Source organism: Alcaligenes faecalis, assembly GCF_002443155.1.
Lineage (GTDB): Bacteria > Pseudomonadota > Gammaproteobacteria > Burkholderiales > Burkholderiaceae_B > Alcaligenes > Alcaligenes faecalis.
Genome location: NZ_CP023667.1, coordinates 3,074,588 through 3,097,972 on the forward strand (window position 1 = coordinate 3,074,588; position 23,385 = coordinate 3,097,972).

Consider the following 23,385-nt stretch of genomic DNA (forward strand, 5'->3'; position numbering starts at 1 on the left):
GCTGGCCTGACGCCAACTAAATCCGCTTGTTCTTACCTTTAGTTTACCGACCGTGAAACCGGTCGGCAGGACCTGCTGCGGCCGTCTTTTGGGACGGGCAGCATGGTCACGCCTGTACCCCAGGAGCATTACATGAGCATTCAACAACACCGTCCGCCACTGCGTTCAGTGGACCACGACGCCAAGCTGCGCACGGCCACCGAAACCGGGCTTAGCCTGGAGACGGCTCTGGCCTCTGTGCAAGCCAATCTGAACGGCCTGACCGACGCTGAAGCCTTGAGCCGCCTGACCGAATACGGCCCTAACGAGGTCGCCCGGGACAAGCCCGCCCACGCCCTGATTCAATTGGCTCTGGCCTTTAAAAATCCCTTTATTGCGGTCCTGATGGTGCTGGCCGCCGTCAGTGCTGTCACCGACATTATTTTGCCCATGCGCTCGGGCGAAGAAGTGGACTACACCGGCGTGCTGATTATTGTGGTCATGGTCACATTAAGCGGCCTGCTGCGTTTCTGGCAGGAGTATCGTTCCGGCAAAGCCGCCCAGGCCCTGAAAGCCATGGTGCGTACCACCGCCAGCGTGCAACGACGCTCTACCGTGTCCAGCGCCACAGTCATGCGCGAAATTCCCATGAGCCAGATCGTGCCGGGCGATATTGTGCGCCTGTCGGCTGGCGACATGATTCCGGCAGACTTGCGCTTGATAGAGTCCCGAGACTTGTTCGTCAGCCAGGCGGCTCTAACGGGTGAAGCCCTGCCTGTCGAAAAGTACGATGTCTTTAGCGCAGTCAGCAGCAAAAGTGCCACGGCGTCCAGCTCCCAGGCCGGCGTGCTGGAACAGAACAATATGTGCTTTATGGGCACCAACGTGGTCAGCGGCACAGCCACGGCCGTCGTTATTGCCACCGGCGCCAGGACCTATTTTGGATCGCTGGCCAAGGCCATTGTGGGTTCGCGCGCCGAGACCTCGTTTGACCGGGGTGTGAACAGCGTCAGCTGGCTGCTGATTCGCTTCATGCTGGTCATGGTGCCTATCGTGCTGCTGATCAACGGTTTTTCCAAAGGCGACTGGACCGAAGCCTTCCTGTTCGCACTGGCCGTTGCCGTGGGCCTGACCCCTGAAATGCTGCCCATGATTGTGTCCTCCAACCTGGCCAAAGGCGCGGTGGCCATGGCCAAGAACAAGGTGGTGGTCAAACGTCTGAACGCGATCCAGAACTTTGGTGCCATGGACGTGCTGTGCACCGACAAGACCGGCACCCTGACACAAGACCGCATCATTCTGGAGCACCATCTGGGTCTGGATGATCGCAACAGCCCACGTATTCTGGAACTGGCCCTGCTCAACAGCCTGCACCAAAGCGGTGTGAAAAATCTGATGGATCAGGCCGTGCTACGCTTTGCAGAGAAAACACCCTCTGCCCTGCAAGCCATCGGCTCCTACCGCAAGATAGACGAACTGCCTTTTGACTTTGTGCGGCGTCGCCTGTCGGTTGTCGTACAAAACCCCCAGGGCGAACAGTTGATGGTGTGCAAAGGTGCGGTGGAAGAAATGCTAAGCATTGCCACCCACGTGCAAGATGGTGATCAACGCTTGCCACTGGATACCGAGCAGCGTGCCCGTCTGCTGAAAATGGCCTACCGCTACAACTCGGACGGCTTCCGTGTCTTGCTGATTGCCACTCGCAGCATTCCTGTCGAACAGGCCAAGAGCCGTTACGAGGCCCAGAACGAACGCGAGATGACCGTGCAAGGCTTGCTGACCTTCCTGGACCCACCCAAAGAAAGTGCTGCCCAAGCGATTGCCGCCCTGACCGAGCACGGTGTGGCCGTGAAAGTCCTGACCGGCGATAACGAAATCATTACCGCAAAAATCTGCCGTGAAGTGGGGCTGGAGCCCGGCAAACCTTTGCTGGGGCCTGAAATCGAGCTGATGCAAGACCCCGATCTGCGTTGCGCTGTCGAACGTCACTCGGTTTTTGCCAAGCTCACTCCCCTGCAAAAATCGCGTGTGCTCAAAGCGCTACAGGCCAATGGTCACACCGTCGGTTTTCTGGGTGATGGCATCAACGACGCCCCCGCCCTGCGCGATGCCGACGTGGGTATTTCGGTCGATAGCGGCACGGATATTGCCAAGGAGTCGGCAGACATCATCCTGCTGGAAAAGAACCTGCTGGTTCTGGAAGAAGGCGTGATCAAAGGCCGCGAGACCTTTGGCAATATCATCAAGTACCTGAACATGACGGCCAGCTCCAACTTTGGCAATGTGTTCTCGGTGCTGGTAGCCAGTGCCTTCATCCCCTTCCTGCCCATGTTGGCCATTCACTTGCTGATTCAGAACCTGCTCTACGATATCTCCCAGCTGGCTTTGCCCTGGGACCGCATGGACAAGGACTTTCTGCGCAAGCCCCGCAAATGGGATGCCAAGAATATTGGCCGCTTCATGATCTGGATTGGCCCGACCTCGTCCATCTTCGACATCACTACCTTTGTCTTGATGTGGTACGTCTTTGGAGCGAATACGCCCGAACTGCAATCGCTGTTCCAGTCCGGCTGGTTTATTGAGGGCCTGCTCTCGCAGACACTGGTCGTGCATATGCTGCGTACGCAAAAGATCCCTTTCATCCAAAGCACGGCAGCCCTGCCTGTGATGCTGATGACCTTCCTGATTGCCGCTGTTGGCATTTACCTGCCCTTCTCCGGCGTGGGTGCCATGGTGGGCCTGCAGCCACTACCTTGGGAATACTTCCCTTGGCTGATCGGCACCTTGCTGGCGTACTGCCTGGTCGCACAGGGTATGAAAATGCTGTACATCCGCCGCTTTGGCCAATGGTTCTAAGTCTAACAGGCCAGGCCTTCCGGAAATCCTTCCGGCAGGCCCGGCCTTGAAGCGCATTCTGGCAGAACCTCGGGTATATGATGGCCACACTACAGACACGATCCTGCAGCCTGGCCCATACACGACAGATATGACACCACCCCTTCGCTTCCTATCGAGCAAAACGTACCGAGCCTTGGCCCTGACCGGCATTTGCATCTTGATGGCACTGGTCTTTATTGCCGATACGGTCACCAACTACGCTATTGCTGCCGCGGTCTTTCATACTCCGCTGCTGCTGATAGCGATTCGCTTCCTGTCCGCCCGACAGGTGATTGCCCTGACCAGCATCAGCATGGTGCTGACTGTCATCAGTTTCGCCCTGACCCGCTCGGGCGACTACGATGTGGGCCTGGTCAATACCGGCATCAGCATTATTGCCATCGCCATCACCTCGTATCTGGGGCTGAAGCTCAAGTCCGTACAGGCAGCAGCGCATGAGACACGCGAGCATTTGCTGCGCCTGTCCCGTTTGACTACCCTGGGGCAGCTCAGCACCTCCATTGCCCATGAGGTCAGCCAGCCTCTGGCCGCCATCAACAGCAGCGCGGGTGCCTGTCAGCGCTGGCTGGAGGCCTCGCCCCCTAATGTGGAGAAGGCACAGGCTGCCGCACAGCGGATTGTGTACGACGCCCAACGCGCCAAAGATGTCCTGGACCGGGTACGCAGCATTACCCGTAACGAAGCACCGACCAGCAGCGCTTTTGATCTGAACCTGGCCTTGACCGAGCTGCTGAGCCTGTCCGGTGGCGAGATGCGACGTCAGCATATTGATCTGCGTCTGGCCTTGCAGTCCGATCTGCCCCCGGTCTTTGCCGACCGGGTTCAGGTTCAGCAGGTGATGGCCAATTTGCTGCTCAATGCCATTGAAGCCCTGTCTCCTCCCTCGGACTATCATGCGGCTCATATCACCATAGAGACCAGCCTCTTGCCCGGCGACAAGCCGCAAGCCAACAAGGTGCTGTTTTCCATCAAGGACAACGGCCCCGGCCTGTCGGGCACGCAGTTGTCCCAATTGTTTGATACCTTCTGGACCACCAAGGCAAGCGGTCTGGGCCTGGGTCTGACCATCAGCCGCACCATTATTGATGCCAATAACGGCCATATCTGGGCGACTGACCAGCCTGATGGCGGTGCTGCCTTTCATTTCACCTTACCTTTGGCGCCATGACAGAAAATCTGGACTCCTCTCTGAACACGCCCACGGTCTACATCATTGATGATGATCCGTCCGTTCGCGCTGCCCTGGACGATTTACTGGCCAGCGTAGGCTTGAACGCGCTAAGTTTTGCTTCCACGCGGGACTTTCTGGCACACCCTTTATCCGAGGCCCCCGCCTGCCTGGTGCTGGATGTGCGCATGCCCGAGCAAAGCGGCACGGACTTTCATTTGCAGATGGAGTCGCGCGGGCTGCACATGCCGGTCATCTTTATTACAGGCCACGGCGATATTCATATGGCGGTCAAAGCCATCAAGCATGGTGCCTGGGATTTTCTGACTAAACCGTTTGCGGATCAGGCCCTGATTGATGCCGTGCAGTCGGCTCTGGCCGCTGATGCGCAGCGCAAGGAAGAAGCCAGAACCCGCCTGACCTTGCAGCAACGCTGGGACAGCCTGAACGCGGGCGAGCGCGATGTGTTCGAGCGGGTGGTACAAGGCCTGCTGAACAAGCAGATCGCTGCCGAGCTGGATGTGAAGGAAGTTACGGTCAAAGTGCGACGCGCACGCGTGATGCAAAAAATGCAGGCCGGTTCGCTGGCCGAGCTGGTGCGTCAGTTCGATCAGCTCAAGACAGAAAGCGGCCATTAGGACACTTCTGCGCAGCGGTTCTTTCCTAGTTGGCGTGCTGGGTTAAAATACGCAGATTCGGTCCCGTATGCGGGCTTCCCAAGGTCAAGGCCACACACAAGTTATGAGCACGTCTACTTCCAACGTCATCCGTACCCGTTTTGCCCCCTCGCCCACTGGTTATCTGCACCTGGGCGGCGCACGCACTGCACTGTTTTCCTGGGCTTTTGCTCGTCATCATCAAGGCACTTTTGTGCTGCGTATTGAGGATACGGATCTGGAGCGCTCCACCCCCGAGGCCGTCCAAGGCATTCTGGATGGCATGCAATGGTTGGGCCTGGATGCGGACGAAGGTCCGTTCTACCAGATGCAGCGCATGGATCGTTACCGCGAGGTCATCGCCCAGTTGCTGAAAGACGGCCATGCTTATTACTGCTACAGCAGTCCCGAGGAAGTGGAAGCCATGCGCGAGAAGGCGCGTGTTCAGGGCTTGAAGCCTCGTTATGACGGCACCTGGCGTCCTGAGGCTGGCAAGCAATTGCCTGCCATCCCGGCTGACCGCAAGCCTGTGGTTCGTTTCAAGAGCCCGCAGTCCGGCGCAACCAGCTGGGACGATATGGTGAAGGGCCGCATCAGCTTTGATAACAGCGAGCTGGACGATCTGGTCATTGCCCGTCCTGACGGCACGCCTACATACAACTTCTGCGTGGTGGTGGACGATTGGGACATGGCGATCACTCATGTGATCCGCGGTGACGATCACGTGAACAACACGCCACGTCAAATTGTGATTTTGCAGGCTTTGGGTGCTACCTTGCCTGAGTACGGTCATGTGCCCATGATTCTGGGTCCTGATGGCGAGAAGCTGTCCAAGCGTCATGGTGCGGTCAGCATCATGGATTACGACAAGGACGGTTATCTGCCTGAAGCCATGATCAATTACCTGGCCCGTTTGGGCTGGAGTCATGGTGATGACGAGCTGTTCACTCGCGAGCAGTTGGTAGAGTGGTTTGATACGCGCAGTCTGAGCAAGTCGGCTTCGCAGTGGGACCCCAAGAAGTTGAACTGGGTAAATGCCCATTACATCAAGGCCAGCGACAATGCGGATCTGGCCGAGCGTGTGGCGCCTCGTATTGAGGCTTTGGGTGGCAAGACGGATGGTCAGGATTTGCCCGGCATCATGGGTTTGTTGAAAGACCGCGCCGAGACCTTGAATCAGCTGGCTGAAGGTGCTTTGTTGTTCTGCCGTCCTTTCGAACCCGCCAGCGATGAGCTGATGGCCGAGGTGTTGACGCCGGAAGCGCGTGTTTTGCTGCGGGACTTTGCCAGCAAGGCGATTAGTTTGCCGCAGTGGAATACGGAGAATCTGGCTGCTTTGATCAAGCAGGTTCTGGCCGATCATGAGGTCAAGATGCCCAAGTTGGCTATTCCTTTGCGGGTGGCTGTAACGGGGCAGAAGCAGACGCCTGCGGTGGATGCTGTGCTGGCTTTGGTTGGGCGCGATAAGGTGTTGGGGCGTTTGGCTGGGCTGTAAGAGTTATAGATCGGTACTTGAAGGGCATCTCATTCGAGGTGCCCTTTTTGTTTGATACCCTGACGTAGAAGCTAAGCCTGAGTGCAACCATACGCCGATTTCAAGGGAGCTACCTCAATGCTCTTTGCGCCAGCGGCCACTTTATTTCGCAGCGAGCTGCTGGCTCATATCAAGCGGCAGCATTCAGGTGGCTGACTTCGATAGTGGCTTCACCTTTGTCGCTACTGGCCCAGACCGTGCCGTCCTGGACATTCAGATTGATGGTCATGCCACGCTCGGCCAAGGCGGCTAAAGCATCGGTCCCGGCGGCATCCAGCGCATAGACCTGTATATTGCGGGCGCGGCTGATCTTGTCCTTGATACCACTCCACCAGACGGATACGTTGCGACCATAAGCCAGCACCGTCACTTTTTCGGCACGGCCACTGGCCTTGATCAGACGTCTGTCGTCCGGCAGGCCCACTTCCAGCCAATGCAGCAGATTGCCGCTCAGATCATGCTCCCACAGGGCGGGCTCGTCCGAGTCGCTTAGCCCGCGCGAGAAGCTCAGGGCTTCGTCCGCTTGCGCATACAAACCGTAAGCCAGCAAACGCACCATCAGACGCTCTTCGGTCTCGGAGGGGTGACGGGCCAGCGTCAAGGTATGACTGCCATAGTAGGCCCGGTCGTTATCGGCCACATTAAGTTCAGCTTTATAAATCGTTGCGCGCAGAGCCATGGAGCGTCCAGCAAAAGAAACAGACAAAAAACTGGCCGCCCCCAGGACGGCCAGGAATCATTCAAACAAGCAGTGATCAGAACGGCAGGCGGTAGCCAGGCGACATTCTGGTCAGGCGGTAAGTGGTACCACTTTGGTCACGCAGCACCAGATTGCGGGCTGTCAGGCTGACGATGTTGTAGTGGTTTTCGTAAATCGGGTCGCCAGGCTCGGTGGTGACGCCATTGGATTCTTGCGTACTGATTTGCAAATCATTGCCCTTGCGTACCCAGCAACCGCTTTCGTTCAAACCTTGCGAAGGTTTGTTAGGACGCTTGACCTGTTCGGTATAGGCCATGGAACCGTCGGCTTGCAAAGTGAACAAGGTACGCAGCTCGCCAACCACGCCTTTCTGGCGGTGTTTGCTTAACCAGTTACCAGCCAATTGTTCTCCAGCTGCAGCAGGCTGACATGCAGGATGAACAGGCTTGGCAGCCGCTTGTGCAGCTGGCTCGGGAGCCGGCGCCTTGACCGCGCAGGCGCTTAAAAACACGGTAGCCAGCACAGCAACCCAGGAAGTGCGTCGCAAGATATTCGCCTTCGTCATAAAACCCCGTCCTTCATGCGTACATACCGACCCACCACAGGCCGGCGAATCCTGATTATTCTACCTGAAGGCGCTTGTATTACCCCATAACAAGATGCTTCAAAGTGGCAAAGGCAAGCGGGTCACGTTCTTGATTTCACGCATGGCCACAATGGTGCGAGTTTGGCGCACGCCCGGCATATTGAACAGGAAGCGGTGCAGGAAATCGTCGTAGGACTCGGCGCTGGGCACCATGATCTTGAGCAGAAAATCCGCATCGCCGGTCACGGCGTGGCATTCCAGAATCTCGGGCGCATCGCGCACAGCACGAATGAAGTTATCGACAATCTCACCCGAGTGACGGTCCAGACTGATCTGGGTAAACATGCAACTTTGCAGCCCCACCTGACGGCGATCCACGCGCGCATAATAGCCTTGGATAACCTTGTTTTTTTCCAGGTTTTTGATGCGCCGCCAGACGGGCGCGGTGGACAAACCCACCTGCTCGGAGACCTGCTGAGCCGAGGCTCGGCCATCCAGCTGCAAGGCATCCAGGATTTTTAAGTCAGTTTTATCCATATTTGAATATTTACGAAATGAACATTTCAAAGAATAGGGAATACACGCAACTATAACGCAAAAAAAAGCGAGGGCAGACTCTCTATCATGATCTCTATCTGGAGGTTTCATCATGACGCAGTCCGTCGACACTCAATACAAGCTCAGCGACAACCTGACCGCACAATCAGGACGCATCTTTTTAACTGGCACACAGGCCCTGGTGCGCATGTTGCTGACCCAGGCCCGCCTGGATAAAGAACACGGTTTGAACACCGCCGGTTTCGTCTCTGGCTACCGTGGTTCGCCACTGGGTGGCGTGGACATGATCATGTGGAAGGCCCAGAAGCATCTGGACCAGGCCAAGGTCCGTTTCCAACCGGCTATTAATGAAGACCTGGCTGCTTCCATGATTATGGGCACCCAGCAAGCGGGCGAGCGTGCCGATCGTACTGTCGATGGCGTGTTCTCCATGTGGTATGGCAAGGGCCCCGGTGTAGACCGCGCGGGCGATGCCTTGCACCACGGTCACGCTGCCGGCGCCTCCCAGCACGGTGGCGTCCTGATGATTGTGGGTGATGACCACGTGGCCTCGTCCTCGTCCATTCCCCATGCCAGCGAACAATCCCTGATCGCCTGGGGCATCCCGGTGGTCAACCCCAGCTCTGTTGAAGAATACGAACGCTTTGGGATCTGGGCCTGGGCCTTGTCGCGGTACTCCGGCTCCTGGGTGGCCTTCAAAGCCATTACCGAAACCGTGGAAAGCGGCCGCTCTTTCGAGATTGCCCCTCTGGATGATCTGGCCCCGGCCTTGGCCGACAAGCAAGGCGGCAAGCACCCCTACGACCCCAGCAAATTCCTGACGCCATCCATGGAAGGCACTCTGGATGCCCGCCTGGATAGCGTGCGCGAGTTCGCCCATAAATACAGCCTGGACCGCATCCTTGAAGCGGCACCTGATGCGCGTATCGGTATTGTCTCCACCGGCAAAGCCACACTGGACACGCTGGATGCGCTGCAACAGCTCAGCAGCCTGAAGGACCTGCCCGCTATCCGTCATCTGAAGATCGGTTTGAGCTGGCCAGTTAACCCGCAATCGCTGAACGATTTTATTGAAGGCCTGGACCACGTTCTGGTCATTGAAGAAAAGGGCCCGATCATTGAAGACCAGTTAAAGAATCTGCTCTTTAACCGTGCCCAACGCCCCACGGTGTCGGGCAAGCGCGATATCGAGAATGAAGTGCTGATCCCTGCCGATGGCCAACTCAGCCCTGCTCGTGTGGCCGTGGGTCTGCGCCGCTGGCTGGGTCATCACGCCCATGTGCAGCTGCCTGCCTGTACGGTGCAAAACCTGGCACCGATTGACACCAATGGTCTGACCCGCCGCCCCTACTTCTGTTCGGGTTGTCCGCACAATACCTCCACCAAAGTGCCCGAAGGCAGCCAGGCCATGGCCGGTGTGGGTTGTCACTACATGGCAACCTGGATGGACCGCAAAACCCGTGGTCTGACTCAAATGGGTGGCGAAGGCACGGACTGGGTGGGCCTGTCACCCTTTATCCAAACGGGCCACATGTTCCAGAACATGGGTGAAGGCACGTACTTTCACTCCGGCTATCTGGCGATTCGTCAGGCGATTGCCGCGGGTGCCAACATTACCTACAAGATTCTGTTTAACGATGCGGTTGCCATGACGGGCGGTCAGCCGGTTGACGGCCCGATCTCCGTACCCCGCATTTGCCAGCAAACCATTGGTGAAGGTGCGCGTCGTGTGGTAATCACCACCGATGAGCCTGAGCGCTATCGCGGTGTCAGCCTGCCTGCCGGTGTGGATGTACATCACCGTCGCGAGCTGGATCGCTTGCAGCGTGAATTGCGCGAGATCCCTGGCGTCACCATTCTGATTCACGACCAGACCTGTGCGGCTGAAAAGCGCCGTCGTCGTAAAAAGAACGAGTACCCCGACCCTGCCCGCCGCCTCTTTATTAACAAGGCCGTCTGCGAAGGCTGTGGGGATTGCGGTGTGCAATCGAACTGCCTGTCTCTGGTGCCTGCTGAAACGCCCGAAGGCCGCAAGCGCCAGATCGACCAGTCCAGCTGTAATAAGGACTACTCCTGCGTGGACGGTTTCTGCCCCAGCTTTGTGTCGGTGATGGGCGGTGCCCTGCGCCGTGGTGATCAAAACGGTCAGGCCGATATGAAGGCCCAGTTGCTGGCCAAGCTGGACACGCTGCCACAACCCGCCATTCAAGCGCGCGACTGCAATGTGATTGTGGCTGGTGTGGGTGGTACGGGTGTGATTACCATTGGCGCGGTGCTCTCCATGGCTGTGCACCTGGAAGGTCGTTCCAGCTCGGTGCTGGACATGACGGGTCTGGCGCAAAAAGGCGGCACCGTCATCAGCCACATTCGTCTGTCTGCCAATAAGGAGAACACGGGGGCCGTGCGTGTTGACCCCGGTCAGGCTGACCTGGCGATCTTGTGCGATGTGGTGGCAGCCGCTCACCCCAATGCCCTGTCCTGCCTGCGCCCTGGTCATACTCACGCCATCATCAACGAATACTTGGCCCCCACAGCCGAGTTCACTCGCAACCCGGATGCCCCTCTGGATGCGCAGCACTTGCTGAGCCAACTGAAGACCACTGCTGGCGAAAACCAGGTACGGTCGTTCAATGCTCACCAGGCTGCCACCCTGCTGTTCGGCGATAGCCTGCTGTCCAATATGCTCTTGATGGGTATGGCTTGGCAGCAAGGTTCCATGCCCGTTAGCAGCGCGGCGGTTGAACAGGCCATCCGTCTGAACGGGGTGGCCATTCAGGCCAACCTGGATGCCTTCCATTTGGGTCGCGTGTTGGCTCACGATGAAAAAGCACTGGCCAGCCTCTTGGCTCCGGCCGCTCAAGTGGTGACCTTGCAGCGTCGCGAAACACTGGAGCAAATCATGCAGCGCTGCACCAGCAGCCTGGAGCAATACCAGAACGCCGCTTATGCCCAGCGCTTCACCAACACCATCAATGCACTGCGTGACGCCGAGCAAAAACTGCGTCCGGGTCAGCGCCCTGCCTTGACTGAAAAAGCCGCACGCAGCTTGTACAAGCTGATGGCCTACAAGGACGAGTACGAAGTCGCTCGCCTGTTCAGCTCGCCTGCATTCCGCCAGGATCTGGAACAGCAATTTGAAGGTGACTTCTCCTTGCGCTTTCATTTCGCACCGCCTTTGCTGGCACGCCGTGATCCGGCTACCGGCCGCCCACGCAAGATCACCTTGGGTCCACGCACGGCCACCTTGCTGCGCTGGATGGCGAAAGGCAAAGGTCTGCGCAACACGGTACTGGATCCCTTTGGCTACACCCATGAACGTCGGATGGAGCGTCGCTTCTGGCGCGAATACCAGAACCTGCTCAACAACTTGAGCAAGAATCTGGACCAAGCCAACTACGCCACCGCTTTGGAACTGGCCGAACTGCCTCAACAATTACGCGGCTTCGGTCCCGTGAAAATGGAGTCGGCCAAGAAGTATGAAGCCCGCTTTGCCGAGCTGTCGCAGCAATTGAAAAACACAGGTCCGGAAATTCAGGCTGTTCCCGCCTAAGCCTTGCCCGTTGCGGCTTTCGAAACGATTAACCTGCCCTTTCAGCCCTGCTTATGCAGGGCTTTTTTTTGATTTGAAGCGACATTGAAAAGCATCAATCAACCTCGAATTAAAGACCGTTTTCAAGCGCCTTTTCCATGCTTGAAACAGAGCATTCAAAGCAGAAAACCGCCATGCAATCCATCCAGCAATGCGTCAAAAATCAGGGACTTGGATGCAGCAATGGTGTGATTGCGCGTGTCGAGAACGCAACTTATTTGAGACAGCAGACACCGATTCCTAAATCCATAAGCCCCAAGCCATGATTAATGCTTGACTGTGTAGGGGCTTGCGTTAGACTTCTAAGCGTATAAGGTATCGACCTTAAACGCCTGCGTCATTTGAAAAAGGCCATTGCAGTTTTCCAGGCCAGGTCAAATGGGTGTGGACAAACTAAAGACTTGTTCTCAAGGAGCATGATCATGGCAACAGCCAAGAAAGGCGCAGCAAAAGCAGCAAGCACAAAAGCCGTTAGCCCAAAAAAAGCAACGCCAGCAAAAGCAGCCGCAGCACCCGTAAAAGCTACTGCTACCAAGACCAGTCCCAGCAGCAAACCCGCTGCCCCCAAGTCCCCCGCTAAAACCACCGCTACCAAGACCAGCAAGGCTGCTGTAAAAGCCCCTGCCAAGTCTGCGACTAGCGCAACTGCCAAGAAAACAGTCGCGAAAAAAGCAGCGGTAAAGAAAGCCACTCCAGCGAAAACCACGGCAGTCAAAGCCGCCGCAACCAAGACAGCCGCCGTTAAAACCGTAGCCAAAAAAGCAGCCGCCAAAAAGACGGTCGCTAAAAAGGCTGTGGCCAAGAAAGCCGTTGCCAAAAAGGCCGTCGCTAAAAAAGCGGTAGCCAAGAAAACGGTGGCAAAGAAAGTGGTTGCCAAAAAAACGGTAGCTAAAAAAGCCGCTGCGCCCAAAACGGCCAGCGCCAAACCCGCTACCACCAAACCTGCTGCCACCGCTGCCGCAAAAAAACCGGCCAGCACCAAGGCAAGCAAACCCGTGGCCAAAAAAGCCACACCCAGCAAAGGGGCAGCGAAACCTGCCACCAAAACCGGCACCAAGGCAGTTGTAAAGACCGCGGCTAAAAAAGCCAGTCCTGCTGGCAGTGCCAAGAAACCCGTAGCTCCAAAGAAGAAAGAAGTTAAATCCGTGACCGCAGAAACCAAGACCCCAAAGACCAGCACAACGACCAAAGCCACCGCTAAAGCAGGCAATAAAACAGCGGCTCGCAAAGCGACCAAAACGGCGGCAGCGCCTGCTGAACCTCGCCGCGAAGACGTCAACCCGGCTGGCTCCTGGCCCTTCCCAACTGGCAAGCGTCCTTAATCGCGCGCTGCTTTCATATTTCTCCCCAAAGAGCCACCCTGATCAGGGTGGCTCTTTGGTTTGTAGCACTTGCATGCGACAATTCCCTCTCCCATCAATTCATACCAAGCAACTATGTTCAGTGAAGTCGCCCTCTTCCTAATCCATATTGTTCTGTCGCTGCTGGGCACGATTTTGCTACTGCGTGCCTGGGTGTATGCGCTCAGAATCCATCCTTTCAACCCTTATTCGCAAGCCATGTTCAAGGTCACGGACTGGCTGGTCATGCCTTTGCGGCGCGTGATCAAAAGCGGCAATCATTGGGACTGGACCTCTTTGGTCGCAGCCTGGCTAAGCGCGCTGGTCTACCTGGTTCTGAGTGCCATGGTGCTGACCGGCTCAGTGTCCATGCTCTCGAACTTCCCCATGTTCTTGCTGGCCGCCGTCTTTACCGTGCTGCGCTGGACCTTGAGCCTGATCTTCTGGGTCGTGCTGCTGCAAGCGCTGCTGTCCTGGATTCAGCCACAATCACCCAGCATGCCCTTGCTGCGTTCGATTACCGCCCCCTTGCTGGACCCGATACGTCGTGTCCTGCCGGATCTGGGTGGCCTGGACCTGTCGCCGCTGGTTGTCCTGCTGCTGACACAAGTGCTCAATATGGTCATCACTCGCACGGCGTTCAGCCTGGTACCAATCTAAGCACTGCACGCTGGAAACTTGAAAAACCTGGGCCATGCCCAGGTTTTTTTTCACTCCGAATTCAAGAGCAAGAATCAGGGTGTCTTGTCCCTGCACCGACTTTATACTGGCCTCATCACCCATCAGCAGGCCACTGTCATGACTCGTCTTCCATCAAAACCGGACCCCGCCAGCCGCTACCGCGAGGCCGAACAGTTTCTGGCCGCGCTGGACCCGGACTGGCAAGCATTGGTCGCCCACGTGGGTCCTTGCATCCATCAGCCACGCCCCGAACGCGACCCGTACGAAGCCCTGATCCGCTCGGTGGTGTATCAGCAATTGCATACTCGTGCCGCTGAACGCATCCTGCAGCGCCTGATTGATATTTATCCGCACGGCAACTGTCCAACACCCGAAGAGGTGCTGGCTACTCCCTATGAAACCCTGCGCGCCTGTGGCTTGTCCGGGGCCAAGGCCAACAGCATTCTGGGGCTGGCGCAGGCACGTCTGGATGGGATCATTCCCGATCAGGCCACCGCTTTGCAAATGCCTGATGAAGATCTGATCAAGCAGCTGACCACACTACGCGGCATAGGCCGCTGGACAGTGGAAATGATGATGATGTACACGCTGGAGCATGAGGATATTCTGCCCGCAGACGACTTCGGGGTGCGTGAGGGCTATCGTCATTTGAAGCGCTTGGACAAAGCCCCCTCAGCCCGCGCCTTGCGTGACATCGGCCAGGCTTGGGCACCCTATCGCAGCGTGGCTTCCTGGTATTTGTGGCGCATGCCCAAGCAGGTACCCGCAACCGCCCCTGCTCCAAACGCTGTACATCGCAGTCCACGCGTGCAGGCCAAGACACCTCGCCAGCAAGGTCCAGACAGCCCAATTCGTTTTGCAATTACCCAATCCAGCTTAGGAGTATTGATGGTTGCAGAAAGCGACCGCGGGATTTGTGCGATTTCCTTGGGTGATGATGCCCAGGTCTTGCAGGAACAGTTGCAGGATCGCTTCAAGGCTGCTGAACTGATTCGTGCGGACTCTCTTCTCAAGCAACGGGTCGTTCAAGTGCTTGCCATGGTGGAAGACTCTGCCCAAAGTCTGGACCTGCCTCTGGACATTCAAGGCACCGCCTTTCAACAGCGTGTCTGGGAGTTTTTGCGTCATATCCCGGCAGGCCAGACGCTGAGCTATACCGAGATTGCCGAGCGCCTGGGCATGCCCAAAGGCGCCCGAGCAGTCGCACGAGCCTGCGCCAGCAATATCCTGGCCATCGCCATTCCCTGCCATCGAGTCTTGCGGCAAAGTGGTGATCTGGCGGGCTACCGTTGGGGACTGGAGCGCAAGAAAACCTTGCTGGAGCGCGAGCGCGCCCAAGACAGGTTCTATCAGCAGGTATAAAAAAACCCGGCCATTGGCCGGGTTTTTTTATGCACAAAGCTTTGGGACCTTGATTACAAAGGCACCACACGAGTTGGGCCGTTACCGCTAAGCATACGTACACGCTGACCTGCGGACAGAGGAACGTCGGCTTCCTGGGCCACCACACGCGTTTCACCATTATCCAGCTGAACCGTGATTTCCAGACCCTGGGTTTTACCCATGCGGTTTTCAACGGCATTACCCACCAGACCACCCAGAATGGCACCACCAATACTGGCCAGAATGCTGCCACGGCCACCACCAATGCTGCTGGCAGCCACACCACCCAGGGCAGCACCACCCACGGTGCCCACGCCGGAGCTCTGATCTTCCTGAATAGTGACGGCGCGCACCGAAACAACGGTACCCAAACGCACGATTTGTTCGCGCTGAGCCTGACCGTAGCTGTACACCGCGCTGGAGGCCGATTTATTGGCACAACCGGCCAGCAAAAACACGGGTGCTGCCAGGCTAGCGACTACCAGCAGACGTACTTTGGGTCGATCGAAAAAAGAGACGTACATACGGTTTACTCCGAAAAACGTAGCTGGCCGAACCATAAAAAATTGTTGGACGCTATCTTAGAGACTGCGTTCAATCCCATAGTGCTGTTTTAGCATGGCCGAGATATCTGACCGTTTAAATTCATGATTTTGTGGGCCATCAGCCTGGATTTTAATACTGCCCATCAAGTTGCCCAAGCTGCAAGCCTCCTGCCAGCTCCAGCCTTTTGTAAGCCCATATAACAGGCCTGCGCGATGAGCATCGCCGCAGCCGGTAGGATCCACCACATTTTCCACGGGCACCGGGCCAATTTCGTAAGTCTGACCGTTGTGGTAAAGCGTGCTGCCATGCTCTCCACGCGTCACGACAGCCGCTTGCAGGCCCTGGGCAATCTCGGCCATGCTCTTGGAAGTACGCTGTTCAATAACTTCGGCTTCGTATTCGTTAGCCGTAAGAACTTGACACAGTTCCAGCATCTCCAGCAGGTCCTCGCCAGCGAACAAAGGCATGGCCTGGCCCAGGTCGAAAATGAAGGGCGTGCCTTGCGCATGCAGGCGGCGGGCATGGGCAAACATGCCGTCTTTGGAGTCCGGAGCCACAATGCCCCAGGCCGCCTCCTGACCGGACAAATCAATCTGGGCCGAACTGACCATGGCGCCAGGGTGAAAAGAGGTGATCTGGCTGGCGGCCAGGTCTGTGGTGATGAAGCACTGAGGGGTGAACATCTCGGGCATCACACGCACCATGCTGGTATCAATGCCCAGGTTCTGCAGGCGCTGCACATAATCCACACCGTCGCTACCAACAGCACCCACAGGCACAGGCTGGCCACCCAGCATGTTCAGCGTGTAGGAGATATTGCCAGCGCAACCGCCCCACTCTTTACGCAAGCTGGGCACAAAGAAAGAAACGCTCAGGGTCTTGATGCTATCGGGCAAGATGTGATCTTTGAAGTACCCCTCGAAAACCGCGATCGTATCAAACGCGATCGAACCACATACCAGCACTCGCTCGGTCATAAATTACCTTAAGGAAAAAAAGGGCTAATCTGGTAGCCATTAACTTGGAGCTGCCCGGTATTCAAAGGCAGACGCACCATAATTTCACTGCGCGCTGCAAACGCGGGCTCGCGTCGCTCGGGGGCCAGATACTGATCGGGCGTGATATTGCGCCGGGCGATCAAGGCTCCGGAAAAATCTTTCAAATCCAGGACCAGCGTAGGCCACTCCTGGGGCCGCTCAAACTCGTTGCGCAGCGTAAAGCCCAAGGTGGACTGTCCGGGCTGATTCGGCGCTTTATGCAAGGCCGAAGCCTGCACGCGAATCTGGTCGAGACGACGCTCGTAGGGAACCTTGCACGACAAGGTCTGGCACGTACTCTCGAATACCGGGCGCAGCATAGGGATCTGGCTGACAATCTGCACGCGATACACGTACATCAGCTGCAAAATGAACAGCACCGCGCCCACTATGCACAAACTGGTCCAGATCAAGGAACCTACGCGCTGGCCAAAGCTGGCCTCGCCCTCGTAACGCGTTTCGCGTTGCAAGGCAGGGTTGGGATCGATGACCCAGTCCTGCTGGAAATGCTCGCCATCATCGTCATGAGTGCCATCAGCCTGACGCGAGGGGTAAGAAGCGCGCAAGGCGCTGGCACGGTCCCCCACACTGAACTCGGGCTCGGCTGCCGACCAGGAGGCCTGGCCAATATGATGATCACCGTCCGGTTCAGAAGAAGGACCAGCCGATACAAAAAACGAGGTGTCCTGATCATCCTGCGGCAAAGGCTCATGTCTGGAGCGAGCGCGAATGACAGAGGGTTCCGCAGAGCGGATCGAGTGTTCTACCGAGGTAACCGGCGGCTCTGCCGAACGGAAAAAGGGCTCTGCGCTTACACCAGAAGGCTCCGCCGGAGTGACAGGTGCTTGAGCCAGGATGGAGTCGGGGAATTTGCGTACCTGCAAGGATTCGTGAGCCGTGCCTTCATCACGCGGCGGAGCGTGACGGGAATGCTCCACAAAACGTGGGCCCGGTATGGGGGCTTGCAGATCCACCGTCTCCACCTGTTCCTGCCGTGGCGAAGCAGATGGCTCGGGTGTCAAGCGCGGCTCGGTTTGAGCCGGCGCGGCGTGAGAGTGATAGGAAGGCTCAGGGGCTTGCTCATCAATGACTTCTTCAAAGCCATCGAAGATATGCGCACATTGAATGCAGCGTATATAGCCCCGACGACGTTGCAGCGTTTCTACACTGGCTGCAAACGATGTCCCACAACGGGGGCAGCGAGTCTTTAGCTCCATGAACTCACCTTAAGTTCTGCCGTCTTATAACGGGCGTTGACCAGCCAAACACACCCAGCCATCGCGTTCCTGCCAGACCGACATGGGCAGGTAAGCGGAATAGACCTCGATCATTTCCTCGGCCTGCCAATCGTAAATACCGGACAGAATCAGATGCCCGCCCGGTTTGACTCGATTAGCCAGCATGGGGGCCAGCATACGCAGGGGATTGGCCAGAATATTGGCAACGACCAGATCGGTTTGCCCGGTGGGCATGGCATCGGGCAGCAAGCCTTCAACCTCGACCTGATTGACTTGCGCATTGTAGCGCGTGGCAATCACGGCCTGCTCGTCAATGTCCACACCCACGGTATGGCCAGCGCCCAGCTTGCGGGCCGCAATCGCCAAAATGCCGGAGCCGCAACCGTAGTCCAGTACCGTCTGACTCGCTTGCACATGATGCGCCAGCCAGTCCAGACACAAGTGCGTCGTGGGGTGGCTGCCGGTACCGAAGGCCAGGCCGGGGTCCAGTTCGATGCGAACCAGACCGTCATCGCCTTCCTGGGCGACAGGCAGGTCCTCGTCGTCCTTGTGCCAGCTGGGCACAATCAGGATACGATCGCCCACCGGAATGGGGCCGAACTGCGACTGTGTCAAACGAACCCAATCCTCGTCGGGCACTTCGCGCACGCTCCACTGAGCCTTTGCAGGATCCAGCACACCGGCTTCAAAAAGTGGTTGCAACAACTCTTCTGGCTCCAGCTCCTCGGGCAGCAAGGCCACCACCCGATTTCGGTCCCAGGCCAGCACATCCGGTTCGATACCAGGTTCGCCAAACAGGGGCTTTTCCTGGTCGGTATCTCCATCGGCATCTTCCACCGACACCGACAAGGCGCCCGCTTCAAGCAAGGCATCGGACAAGCGCTCGGCCTCGTGTTCCTGGCAGCTCAGTAAGAGTTCACGCATACATAGTTTCCATAAAGCAAAACAGGGGGCTCGCCCCTGTTTTACATAGTCATCATTCTTGTCAGGTCAGGCCTGTGGCCTGACCTGTTGCTGCCCTTACTTGCTACGTTGGGCCAGCTTTTGTTCCAGGTAGTGAATGCTGGTGCCGCCTGCCTTGAAGCTGGCGTCCTGCATCAATTCCCGGTGCAGATCCACGTTCGTCTTGATCCCTTCCACCACCATTTCGGACAAGGCAATGTCCATACGGGCAATGGCTTGCTCGCGCGTCTTACCGTAGGTAATCAGCTTGGCAATCATGGAATCGTAGTACGGCGGCACGGTGTAGCCGGTGAACACGTGCGAGTCGATACGCACGCCAGGGCCACCGGGAGTGTGCCACTTGGTAATCAAGCCTGGGCTTGGTACGAAGTTGAATGGATCTTCCGCGTTGATACGGCACTCGATCGAGTGACCTTCAAACTCGATGTCACGCTGGCGCAGCACGAACTTCTCGCCTGCGGCCACTTTGATCTGTTCCTGGACCAGATCAATGCCGGTGATCATTTCGGTGATGGTGTGCTCGACCTGAATACGGGTGTTCATCTCGATAAAGAAGAACTCGCCGTTTTCGTACAGGAATTCAAACGTACCAGCACCGCGGTAACGCATGCGACGGCAGGCATCAGCACAACGCTCGCCGATGCGTTCGATCAGGCGCCGTGGAATACCTGGAGCCGGTGCTTCTTCAATCACTTTCTGGTGACGGCGCTGCATGGAGCAGTCGCGCTCACCCAGCCAGACGGCATTGCGATCACCATCAGCCAATACCTGAATTTCGATATGGCGTGGATTCTCGAGGTACTTTTCCATGTAGACCTCGGGATTATTGAACGCAGCGGCGGCTTCGGTTTTGGTCGTGGCAACGGCCGTCAGCAAAGCGGCTTCGGTGTAGACCACGCGCATACCGCGACCACCACCACCGCCAGAGGCCTTGATGATGACCGGGTAGCCCACTTCACGGGCAATGCGCACGATTTCTGCGGGATCGTCGGGCAAGGCGCCATCCGAACCGGGAACCACAGGCACACCGGCCTCGATCATGGCTTTTTTGGCCATGACCTTATCGCCCATCGTGCGGATGTTCTCGGGACGTGGGCCGATAAAGACAAAACCGCTCTTTTCGACACGATCAGCGAAGTCCGCGTTTTCAGCCATAAAGCCATAGCCAGGGTGAATGGCTTCCGCATCGGTGACTTCTGCTGCCGAGATAATGGCAGGCATGCTCAGGTAGCTGTCACGGGCTTGGGCGGGGCCAATACACACGGCCTCGTCGGCCAGACGCACGTACTTGGCACCACGATCAGCTTCAGAATAAACGACGACTGTCTTGATACCCATCTCGCGGCAAGCGCGCTGGATACGCAAGGCAATTTCGCCCCGATTGGCGATTAGGATTTTTTCAAACATATCATCAACCGATGACGAACAGAGTCTGACCGTATTCCACCGGCCCGCCGTTTTCAACCAGGATTTCCTTGATCACGCCGGATTTGTCGGCTTCGATCTCGTTGAGCAGCTTCATGGCTTCAATAATGCACAAAGGCTCGCCTTCCTTGACCGTTTGGCCCACTTCCACAAAAGGAGCAGCGCCTGGGCTGGGAGCACGGTAGAAGGTGCCAACCATAGGAGCCTTGACGGCGTGGCCCTCGGGAACGGCCGGTGCTGCGGGAGCAGCGGCTGGAGCGCCAGCGGCGGGGGCTACCACCTGAGCTACGGGAGCCTCAGGAGCATAGACAACGGGAGCTGCCGAGCTTTGCGAAAATTTAACAATGCGAACCTTGTCATCACCTTCAGTGATTTCCAGTTCGGCAATGCCAGACTCGGCTACCAGATCGATCAGGGTTTTGAGTTTTCTAAGATCCATGCGTACTTCCCGCAACGCCGCACTAGCCACTGACTGGGTCAGGACGGCATTAAAAAAATATTGGTCAAAAAAACGAAACGAACCGCCTAACTATTCAAAGCAAACCGCAGGGCGGCTTCATAACCGTAGGCCCCCAAACCAACAATGACACCGCTAGCGATGTCAGAGAGATAGGAGTGGTGACGGAACGGCTCACGACGGTGAACATTGGACAGATGAACTTCAATAAACGGAATACCGACACCGGCAAGTGCATCCCGTATCGCCACGCTGGTATGGGTATAGGCCCCAGCATTGATCAGGATGAAATCGACGCCCTCGGTACGGGCTTGATGAATTCGATCGACGAGCCCGCCTTCGTGATTACTTTGAAAAAAATGACACTGCGCGCCATGCTGGTCGGCCAGCACCTGTAAACCACTGTTGATATCGTCGAGCGTCTGATGTCCGTAGACATCGGGTTCCCGGGTACCCAGCAGGTTGAGGTTGGGCCCATTAAGGACCAGGACATGTTTCGCCATAGCGGATTTTTCGTCAAGACAGACCGCCTTTTTACGCTAAATAACGTCATTTGTCCATAAACCTGCTTGGCTTACAAACAGTTAGCATTGGTCCAATCCCGTTTTAAACAGGGGTGGACCAGACCGGTAATTTGACGAAATTAAGCGAAAAAGTCGGCCAGTTAGCGTTGAGCTTTAATAACTTCGTCCAACTTTTCGGGATCTATCTGGCCCAAAATGCGTTCGCTGACCCGGCCGTTGCTGCCAAAGACTACGGTAAAGGGCAAACCGCCCTTTTTATTACCCACGCTGCGCATTTGTTTCAAGCCACCTGAACCGGCCAGCAAAATGTCGTAACTGACGGGCACGCGCTCCAGAAACTCGTTTACGTTATCCAGCGAGTCCACTGCAATGCCTACAAAGTTCACGTCCGGGTAACGTTTGTGCAATTCCTGCAGGTCCGGCATTTCCTTGACGCAGGGCGCGCACCAGGTGGCCCAGAAGTTGATCACCAGAGGCTTGCCCATATAAGTAGACAGCGCGCGATCTTCACCCTGAAGATCCTTGAAGCTTTGCGCCAGGAAAGGGTCTGAAGGCAGCAAACTGGCCCAAGGGGCGGGATGCAGGGCCCAAAGACTTGCACACACTAGCGATTTCTGCAGAAAAAGACGCCTACGCATACCGGCTCACACCTGAAAAAATATCATCTGGGGATGATAGCACCGGCCCTCACCAAAGCTCACGCATCAGATCAAACAGTCGTCTAGAATACAGGCCGGAGGATTGTCATGCACATACATATACTAGGAATTTGCGGCACATTCATGGGTGGTCTGGCCCTGATTGCCCGTTCAGCTGGCCACACGGTTACCGGTTGCGATGCCGGGGTCTACCCGCCCATGAGCACGCAGCTGGAAGAACAAGGCATCGAGCTTATTGAAGGCTTTGGCGCAGAGCAAACCAGGCTGGCCCCTGATCTCTATATAGTGGGCAATGTGGTTACGCGCGGTAATCCTCTGATGGAAGCGATTCTGGATCAGGGCCTGCCTTACACATCCGGACCGCAATGGCTGGGCGAGAACATCCTGCACAAGCAGCACGTTCTGGCGGTGGCCGGCACGCACGGCAAAACCTCCACCAGCTCCATGCTGGGCTGGATCCTGGAACAGGCCGATCTATCCCCCAACTTCCTGATCGGTGGCGTGGCCCCCGGCCTGGGCGTCTCGGCACGCTTCAATCCTGAACAATCCTTGTTTGTGATCGAGGCCGACGAATACGACACCGCCTTTTTCGACAAGCGCTCCAAGTTTGTTCACTACCGCCCTCGCACGGCCATCCTGAACAATCTGGAATACGATCACGCTGATATCTTCCCTAATCTGCACGCCATCCAGACCCAATTTCACCATCTGGTGCGTACCATCCCCTCCACCGGGCTGATTCTGCGTCCCACCCACACCCCCAGCCTGGACGAAACCCTGGCCCGTGGATGCTGGACGCCGGTTGAACAGTTTGGCCCCGACGGAGATTGGGACAGCAAGGCAATCAGCGCCACCTCTTTCGACGTGATGTTCAAAGGCCAGTCCCAAGGCATCGTCCAATGGACACTGACCGGCGAACACAATCGCCTGAACGCTCTGGCCGCCATCGCCGCTGCCCACCATGTGGGCGTCAAATCTGAACAGGCTTGCGCGGCACTGAGCCAATTCGCTGGCATCAAGCGCCGCATGGAAGTGCGTGGCGTGGTCAATGACATTACCGTCTACGACGATTTTGCCCATCACCCTACCGCCATTGCTACTACGCTAGCCGGTTTGCGCAGCCAGACAGGTAAAGCCACCCGAATTCTGGCCGTGCTGGAGCCACGCTCCAACACCATGAAGCTGGGTGCCATGGCTGCCCGCCTGCCCGGTTCGCTGGAAGATGCCGACCTGGTTTTTTGCTACGGCGAGACCCAGGGCAAGCACGCGCTGGGTTGGGATGCGGCCAAGGTCCTGGCTCCTTTAGGGGATCGCGCCACAGCGTGGAATGATTTGGATAAAATGGTTCAGGCCATTGTTCAGGCCAGCCAGCCCGGCGATGCCATTGTCGTGATGAGTAACGGCAGCTTTGGCGGCATTCATCAGCGCCTGCTGGATCAACTGTCACGCTGACCCTCTTCTCTA

General features: G+C 56.9%; 20 protein-coding genes and 1 pseudogene. 10 read left to right on the top strand and 11 right to left on the bottom strand.

What is annotated here, in order from left to right; all coding sequences use genetic code 11:
• The first annotated feature begins 102 nt into the window (after positions 1-102).
• The 4 genes from mgtA to gltX all read left to right on the top strand — a co-directional run bounded on the left by mgtA (position 103) and on the right by gltX (position 6,196).
• A complete protein-coding gene (gene mgtA, locus CPY64_RS14365; RefSeq protein WP_373862640.1) occupies positions 103-2,835 on the top strand; it encodes a magnesium-translocating P-type ATPase in 2,733 nt (910 codons plus the stop codon).
• Positions 2,836-2,965: 130 nt separating this feature from the next.
• Positions 2,966-4,045 carry a sensor histidine kinase gene (locus CPY64_RS14370; RefSeq protein ID WP_042486387.1) on the top strand — a complete coding sequence of 360 codons (1,080 nt, stop codon included), beginning with the start codon at positions 2,966-2,968 and terminating at the stop codon, positions 4,043-4,045.
• Positions 4,042-4,683, top strand: coding sequence for a response regulator transcription factor (locus CPY64_RS14375; protein WP_042486390.1), 642 nt, complete (start codon positions 4,042-4,044; stop codon positions 4,681-4,683). The genes CPY64_RS14370 and CPY64_RS14375 overlap by 4 nt, the downstream gene beginning before the upstream one ends.
• A gap of 103 nt (positions 4,684-4,786) precedes the next feature.
• The gene (gltX, locus tag CPY64_RS14380; protein ID WP_009460641.1) at positions 4,787-6,196 is read left to right on the top strand and encodes a glutamate--tRNA ligase; all 1,410 of its coding nucleotides are present in this window, start codon (positions 4,787-4,789) and stop codon (positions 6,194-6,196) included.
• Between the two features lie 169 nt (positions 6,197-6,365).
• On the opposite strand, the gene CPY64_RS14385 is transcribed toward gltX, so the two are convergent.
• The 3 genes from CPY64_RS14385 to CPY64_RS14395 all read right to left on the bottom strand — a co-directional run bounded on the left by CPY64_RS14385 (position 6,366) and on the right by CPY64_RS14395 (position 8,058).
• Complete coding sequence (locus CPY64_RS14385) at positions 6,366-6,914, bottom strand: YaeQ family protein (RefSeq protein WP_042486394.1); 549 nt, start codon at positions 6,912-6,914, stop codon at positions 6,366-6,368.
• A 76-nt stretch (positions 6,915-6,990) separates the two neighbouring features.
• Positions 6,991-7,500, bottom strand: a complete 510-nt coding sequence (locus CPY64_RS14390; protein WP_042486398.1) for a hypothetical protein — start codon at positions 7,498-7,500, stop codon at positions 6,991-6,993.
• Between the two features lie 99 nt (positions 7,501-7,599).
• On the bottom strand, positions 7,600-8,058 hold the full coding sequence (locus tag CPY64_RS14395; protein ID WP_009460635.1) for an Lrp/AsnC family transcriptional regulator: 459 nt from the start codon (positions 8,056-8,058) through the stop codon (positions 7,600-7,602).
• A 112-nt stretch (positions 8,059-8,170) separates the two neighbouring features.
• Between CPY64_RS14395 and CPY64_RS14400 the strand changes: the two genes are divergently transcribed.
• The 5 genes and pseudogenes from CPY64_RS14400 (at position 8,171) to CPY64_RS19135 (ending at position 15,051) form a co-directional block, all read left to right on the top strand.
• Positions 8,171-11,629 carry an indolepyruvate ferredoxin oxidoreductase family protein gene (locus CPY64_RS14400; RefSeq protein ID WP_042486401.1) on the top strand — a complete coding sequence of 1,153 codons (3,459 nt, stop codon included), beginning with the start codon at positions 8,171-8,173 and terminating at the stop codon, positions 11,627-11,629.
• A 461-nt stretch (positions 11,630-12,090) separates the two neighbouring features.
• Positions 12,091-12,990, top strand: a complete 900-nt coding sequence (locus CPY64_RS14405; protein WP_080723804.1) for a histone H1-like repetitive region-containing protein — start codon at positions 12,091-12,093, stop codon at positions 12,988-12,990.
• A 114-nt stretch (positions 12,991-13,104) separates the two neighbouring features.
• Complete coding sequence (locus CPY64_RS14410; protein ID WP_042486404.1) at positions 13,105-13,668, top strand: YggT family protein; 564 nt, start codon at positions 13,105-13,107, stop codon at positions 13,666-13,668.
• A gap of 138 nt (positions 13,669-13,806) precedes the next feature.
• A pseudogene (locus CPY64_RS19125) lies at positions 13,807-14,448 on the top strand (DNA-3-methyladenine glycosylase family protein); the annotation flags it as partial.
• Positions 14,437-15,051 (top strand): methylated-DNA--[protein]-cysteine S-methyltransferase, encoded by a 615-nt coding sequence (locus CPY64_RS19135; protein WP_174435196.1) that lies wholly within the window; start codon positions 14,437-14,439, stop codon positions 15,049-15,051. The pseudogene CPY64_RS19125 and the gene CPY64_RS19135, both read left to right, overlap by 12 nt.
• Before the next feature lie 53 nt (positions 15,052-15,104).
• Here the strand turns inward: CPY64_RS19135 and CPY64_RS14420 are convergent, their stop codons facing one another.
• From CPY64_RS14420 to CPY64_RS14455, 8 genes are all read right to left on the bottom strand, one after another.
• Positions 15,105-15,596: an outer membrane lipoprotein gene (locus CPY64_RS14420; RefSeq protein WP_042486408.1), complete on the bottom strand. Its 492-nt coding sequence runs from the start codon at positions 15,594-15,596 to the stop codon at positions 15,105-15,107.
• Between the two features lie 57 nt (positions 15,597-15,653).
• Positions 15,654-16,595 carry a carbohydrate kinase family protein gene (locus tag CPY64_RS14425; RefSeq protein WP_042486409.1) on the bottom strand — a complete coding sequence of 314 codons (942 nt, stop codon included), beginning with the start codon at positions 16,593-16,595 and terminating at the stop codon, positions 15,654-15,656.
• Between the two features lie 8 nt (positions 16,596-16,603).
• Complete coding sequence (locus CPY64_RS14430) at positions 16,604-17,872, bottom strand: zinc-ribbon and DUF3426 domain-containing protein (RefSeq protein WP_042486413.1); 1,269 nt, start codon at positions 17,870-17,872, stop codon at positions 16,604-16,606.
• 24 nt (positions 17,873-17,896) lie between these two features.
• Complete coding sequence (gene prmA, locus CPY64_RS14435; protein WP_042486416.1) at positions 17,897-18,817, bottom strand: 50S ribosomal protein L11 methyltransferase; 921 nt, start codon at positions 18,815-18,817, stop codon at positions 17,897-17,899.
• Positions 18,818-18,913: 96 nt separating this feature from the next.
• Positions 18,914-20,263, bottom strand: a complete 1,350-nt coding sequence (accC, locus tag CPY64_RS14440) for an acetyl-CoA carboxylase biotin carboxylase subunit (protein ID WP_009460612.1) — start codon at positions 20,261-20,263, stop codon at positions 18,914-18,916.
• Between the two features lie 4 nt (positions 20,264-20,267).
• On the bottom strand, positions 20,268-20,720 hold the full coding sequence (gene accB / locus CPY64_RS14445; RefSeq protein ID WP_009460610.1) for an acetyl-CoA carboxylase biotin carboxyl carrier protein: 453 nt from the start codon (positions 20,718-20,720) through the stop codon (positions 20,268-20,270).
• A gap of 86 nt (positions 20,721-20,806) precedes the next feature.
• Positions 20,807-21,241, bottom strand: a complete 435-nt coding sequence (aroQ, locus tag CPY64_RS14450) for a type II 3-dehydroquinate dehydratase (protein WP_009460608.1) — start codon at positions 21,239-21,241, stop codon at positions 20,807-20,809.
• 161 nt (positions 21,242-21,402) lie between these two features.
• A complete protein-coding gene (locus tag CPY64_RS14455) occupies positions 21,403-21,867 on the bottom strand; it encodes a TlpA family protein disulfide reductase (protein ID WP_226791384.1) in 465 nt (154 codons plus the stop codon).
• 141 nt (positions 21,868-22,008) lie between these two features.
• Between CPY64_RS14455 and mpl the strand changes: the two genes are divergently transcribed.
• Positions 22,009-23,373, top strand: coding sequence for a UDP-N-acetylmuramate:L-alanyl-gamma-D-glutamyl-meso-diaminopimelate ligase (gene mpl / locus CPY64_RS14460; protein ID WP_042486422.1), 1,365 nt, complete (start codon positions 22,009-22,011; stop codon positions 23,371-23,373).
• Positions 23,374-23,385: the final 12 nt, after the last annotated feature.